The sequence below is a fragment of the Polynucleobacter sp. 35-46-11 genome (genome assembly GCF_002281105.1).
Window position 1 is genome coordinate 1 of the sequence record NZ_NCFJ01000252.1, and the last position, 3,643, is coordinate 3,643.

General features: G+C 46.1%; 4 protein-coding genes. All 4 read right to left on the reverse strand.

Annotated features, from left to right (window positions below; translation table 11 throughout):
• The coding region (locus B7Y67_RS12925) for a DUF4147 domain-containing protein (RefSeq protein ID WP_293598999.1) at positions 1 to 308 on the reverse strand (308 nt) is incomplete at its 3' end.
• 9 nt (positions 309 to 317) lie between these two features.
• The gene (locus B7Y67_RS12930; protein ID WP_293599000.1) at positions 318 to 2,141 is read right to left on the reverse strand and encodes an ABC transporter ATP-binding protein/permease; all 1,824 of its coding nucleotides are present in this window, start codon (positions 2,139 to 2,141) and stop codon (positions 318 to 320) included.
• Positions 2,142 to 2,165: 24 nt separating this feature from the next.
• Complete coding sequence (nudB, locus tag B7Y67_RS12935) at positions 2,166 to 2,609, reverse strand: dihydroneopterin triphosphate diphosphatase (protein WP_293599001.1); 444 nt, start codon at positions 2,607 to 2,609, stop codon at positions 2,166 to 2,168.
• Between the two features lie 22 nt (positions 2,610 to 2,631).
• A partial coding sequence (aspS, locus tag B7Y67_RS12940; protein ID WP_293599002.1) for an aspartate--tRNA ligase occupies positions 2,632 to 3,643 on the reverse strand: 1,012 nt, incomplete at its 5' end.

Consider the following 3,643-nt stretch of genomic DNA (forward strand, 5'->3'; position numbering starts at 1 on the left):
CCAGCCTGATCAGGCACGGGGTGACCTGCTTCAATAATTTGAATATGGCTCGTTGGAGAGTGGTGCCCGTATCGAGTTAATACAACACCCTCAAGAATTGCATCAGGCCAATGACGCTTGGCGTGAGACTCTAGAGCTGTTGCCATAGAGGCACTTGCCTTACCAGCCCCCACCACCAAACACCTTCCTTTGGGCTCTGAATCCGCGGGAAAGATCTTGCTGAGATATTCTGGGACGATTTTCTTGGGATCAGCAACCTCTAAAGCTGCCGCAAAAGCATTTTTGAGAATAGTTTCTTGCTGGCTCATACAGATATTCTAATCAAGAGTACTTCGCTCTTGCATTTGCCACATCTCAGCATATCTGCCATTGGCAGCCAGGAGTTCAATGTGCGTTCCACGCTCCACGATTTGGCCATGACCCATGACCAAAATTTGATCGGCATGAATAATGGTAGAAAGCCTATGAGCAACGATCAGGGTTGTCCGGTTTTTGGCAAGACCAAGCAATTCCTCCTGAAAGGCTCGCTCCGTTTTGGAATCCAGCGCTGATGTTGCCTCATCAAAAATGAGCATCGCTGGTTTTTTGAGTAGGGTGCGTGCAATCGCAACACGCTGCTTCTCGCCACCTGACAGCTTTAAGCCACGCTCACCTACTTGGGTGTCATAACCATCTGGTAGATGTTGGATAAAGCGATCTATCTGTGCAGCTCTAGCAGCCTCGTGCACTTCTTCAATAGAGGCATTGGGATTACCATAGGCGATGTTATAACCAATCGTATCGTTAAATAGGACTGTATCTTGCGGAACGATACCAATCGCCTTGCGCAAGCTCGATTGTGTGACATCGATAATATTTTGATCATCGATCAGGATCTTGCCAGATTGAACATCATAAAAACGGAATAACAAACGCGCCAAGGTGCTCTTACCTGCACCACTCTGTCCCACTACTGCAGTAATTGTTCCCGCAGGAATATTAAAACTCACGTCTTTCAGAATTTCACGCTTGGCATCGTAATGAAACGAAACATTCTCAAAACGAATATCAGGTCCACGGCTTTGATTCGTAATTAGTAAAGGTTTCGCATTAGGTGCATCCGCAATCTCTTTCTCAGTATTGAGAAGTGAGAACATCCGATCCATATCTGTGAGCGCCTGCTTGATCTCACGATAGATCACCCCCAAGAAATTCAATGGAATGTATAACTGAATCATCAGGGTGTTTACCAAGACTAAATCACCTAAGGTCATAGACCCGTCAATCACGCCCAAGGTAGCACGCCACAAGATCATAACTAGGCCAACTGCAATAATCGTCTGCTGACCAAAATTGAGGAGTGCTAAAGATTTCTGAGACTTCACTGCAGCTGCTTGATAACGCACTAAATTTTGATCGTAGCGACTCGCTTCAAAAGCCTCATTACCAAAATACTTGACGGTCTCAAAATTGAGGAGAGAATCAATCGCCTTCTGATTAGCCTTGGAATCCATGTCATTCATGGTGCGACGGAAATGGGTCCGCCATTCAGTCACGACAACTGTAAAGCCGATATAGAGAACCAAAGCAACCAGCGTAATGGCAGCAAACCAAATATCGTAGGCATAAGCAAAGTAACCAAGTACTAAACAAAACTCAATTAAAGTTGGCAGGATGCTATATAGGGAATAAGAAATCAGAGACTGGATGCCACGAGTACCACGTTCAATATCTCGACTCACCCCGCCAGTCTGACGAGCCAAATGAAAGCTCAGGGCCAAAGAATGCAAATGCTCAAAAACTTGTAGCGCTACTTTACGTACCGCATTTTGGGTAACGCGTGCAAAGAGAGACTCACGCAACTCAGTAAACAAAGAGGCGGAGATTCTTAAAAGGCCATAGGCCAATATCAATCCGGCCGGGACTACCAACAATGCTTGCGGAGAATCTGCCTTGATATTGAGAGCATCAATCAATTGCTTCATCAAAATCGGAATGCCAAGGTTGGCAACCTTGGCCGCTACCAAACAGGTCAGCGCAATGGCAACCCTAAATTTGTATTCCAACAAATAAGGGAGTAAATCTCGAATGACTTTCCAGTCACTCCCCTGAGATGGTTTTGAATCGCCTGCTGAATGATGATGCCCTGATGAATGTCTCATCACTCTATCTTAGTCACTTCTGCACTAAGGTGCAGAGAACAATTGCAGAATGGCTGCACCATTGCTAGGAGAAAAACACTTTTTAGCGGCATCTGTAAATGGAAGCCACTGATAAGCGACATGCTCCCGGGGGGCTAATTGGACTTGAGTATCGTTCGGCACCAGTAGTGAAAACCAATGCTCAGTATTTCTAGTGACACCAGGAGGATAACGAAGACGCCACTGCGGATAAATCTCATACTCGATGTGATGTTGCATATCTCGTAAAGAGTCTGCAGGGAGGGATTGAATATCAATACCAGTTTCTTCAAGGACTTCGCGCGCAGCAGCCACCTCGAGATCCTCACCAAGAGAATCCACACTACCCGTCACAGATTGCCAGAAATTAGCTTTATCGGCCCGCTCTATCAGCAAGACCTCCCCATTCGATTTGTAGATAACAACTAAAACCGAAATGGGGATTTTCAAGATACTTTAAATACTCTTTTGCTTAAGCAGCTGGAGCAGCCTGGCGCAAGCGAATGTGTAGCTCTTTCAACTGACGCTCATCTACTTGGCTAGGAGCTTGAGTCAATAAACACTGTGCACGCTGCGTTTTAGGGAAGGCAATCACATCACGGATAGATTCAGCACCGGTCATCATGGTGACAATGCGATCCAAACCAAACGCGATCCCACCGTGCGGAGGTGCGCCATATTGCAAGGCATCCAGCAAGAATCCAAATTTAGCTTGCGCTTCTTCAGCGCCGATCTTCAAGGCACGGAATACTTGACTCTGTACTACCTCTTGATGAATACGGACAGATCCGCCGCCAATCTCACTACCGTTCAGAACCATGTCATAGGCTTTAGCTAAGCACTTACCCGGATTGGATTCGAGGTACTGCATATGCTCATCTTTAGGGCTAGTGAATGGATGGTGGCATGCAACCCAACGGGCGTTGTCTTCATCGTATTCAAACATTGGGAAGTCCACTACCCACAATGGCTTCCAACCTTCGGTAGAAAGACCATGCTCTTTACCCCAAGCAGAATGGCCAATCTTCAGGCGCAATCCACCGATAGCATCATTCACTACTTTTTCTTTATCAGCACCGAAGAAAATAATGTCACCATCTTTAGCACCAGTGCGCTTCAAGATGCCTTCGATCGCAGCATCATGCAAGTTCTTCACGATGGGTGATTGCAAACCATTGCGACCTTCAGCAACAGAGTTCACCTTGATCCATGCCAAACCTTTAGCGCCATAGATTGCTACAAACTGTGTGTAGTCATCAATTTCACTTCGGCTAATTTCAGCGCCCCCAGGAACGCATAAACCAACTACACGACCACCTTCTTGATTTGCTGCGCCAGAGAACACCTTGAAATCGACATCCTTCATTAAGTCAGTCAATTCAGTAAATTCAAAATTCACACGTAAATCAGGCTTGTCAGAACCAAAGCGTGCCATACCTTCTGAATATGGCATTGTTGGGAATGGATTTGGCAACTCCACATTC